Origin of the sequence: Reichenbachiella sp. (assembly GCF_039941815.1) — a bacterium.
Lineage (GTDB): Bacteria > Bacteroidota > Bacteroidia > Cytophagales > Cyclobacteriaceae > Reichenbachiella.
The window spans coordinates 1-1,297 of record NZ_JBDVDW010000029.1 but is presented as its reverse complement, the minus strand read 5'-3'; the positions used below and the strand labels follow the sequence as shown (position 1 = coordinate 1,297).

Here is a 1,297-nt window from a genome sequence, read left to right as displayed (position 1 = left end):
GCTTTAGGGCCTGTAGAAACGCTTGGCATCGATTGGATTCACTAGTCTGGAGGAGTGCGGAGTAGGTACTGCTGGTTGGTTGCCCTTGATCTATCGGTCGATGATCTATCTGTAGATGATCTATCTGCAGTTGATCTATCTGTAGATGATCTATCTGTAGGTGATCTGTCTGCAGATGATCTATCTGTAGATGATTTGTCCTCGAGGTGTGAAATACTGGCATTGTTGTGTTCATTAGAAACGTAGGTACGTGCCAGACATGTGTTGAGAATTTCGGAGTTAAAATTTCAAGCTGCCTTTTTTTTTTTAATTCAATTTTTTTTCAGCTGCATGAGCATTTGTGTTAAGCGGGACTCTAAATACTGCCAAAGGGCATACAATGAGCTTTTTCAAGAATCAATGCTCAACGTTGACATCGCAATGAACCGCAAGCGAGCCGCACCCAACACTGGAGGCTCTTAACCTGCTGCCTTGTTCTACTGTCTGCGCGATACTTATAGAAGCGAAGGCAAGTACGTATCGGGGACAGAAAAGGGATGACACCTGCAAACACGACTTGTCTAGGAAAATGCTGAGGGTAAAAACCTCCCACGAGTTGAGCGAGAGACTAAATGTGATGAACCAACTTTTTTAGAGCCCATCTTAACGGGGAACACTAAATTTCGTTCAATCAGATGTAAATTAAATTAGAAAAAAAACAATCTAGTCAAATTGAAAGAACCGAAAGTCCTCGATAAGATGGGTCCTTAAATTAAATTAGAAAAAAACAAATCAAGTCAAATTGAAAGAGCCGAAACTACCCGTTAAGATGGGCCCTTATGTGTACAGTATTTGATCACTCTTCGCCCATGGATTCATTTGCATCAAAAATGGCTTCTGTTTTTTTACCCCATTTGCTCATATTTTTATGCTGTATAATCGAATTATTTGTGTACCAGATACCAGATGTGCTATTTATTTCTTGCAGATTTTGCGCTTGGGGCGCTTTTTCAGTTACCAGCTCCTGCACCACTCCCCCAGGCACGTCCCGGAAGGGAGCGTTGTTTTTCGTATGAATCATACTGGTGCGTCGTGTTTTACTGTGGTAAAAGCAAGGATCGATACGTAAACACAAACCTGGTACGTCAGAGTGTTGATACTGTAAATTTAAAAGTGTCCTCCAAAAATATAAATACTCTCATGTGTCAAACCATGGTAGTGTCCTAGTTCTACAGGTAGGTAGGTAGGTACTCCCCCCGCACTATGGTCATGCGACTACGGCCATGCATGAGGTGAGGTCACCCGCCGCCCCTCCCCC

Annotated in this window: 2 protein-coding genes; both read right to left on the bottom strand. The window is 42.8% G+C overall.

Annotated features, from left to right (window positions below; translation table 11 throughout):
- A partial coding sequence (locus ABJF11_RS06895; protein ID WP_348118992.1) for a hypothetical protein occupies window positions 1-235 on the bottom strand: 235 nt, incomplete at its 3' end.
- A gap of 600 nt (window positions 236-835) precedes the next feature.
- Window positions 836-1,060, bottom strand: coding sequence for a hypothetical protein (locus tag ABJF11_RS06890; protein ID WP_348118990.1), 225 nt, complete (start codon window positions 1,058-1,060; stop codon window positions 836-838).
- Between the last annotated feature and the right edge of the window lie 237 nt (window positions 1,061-1,297).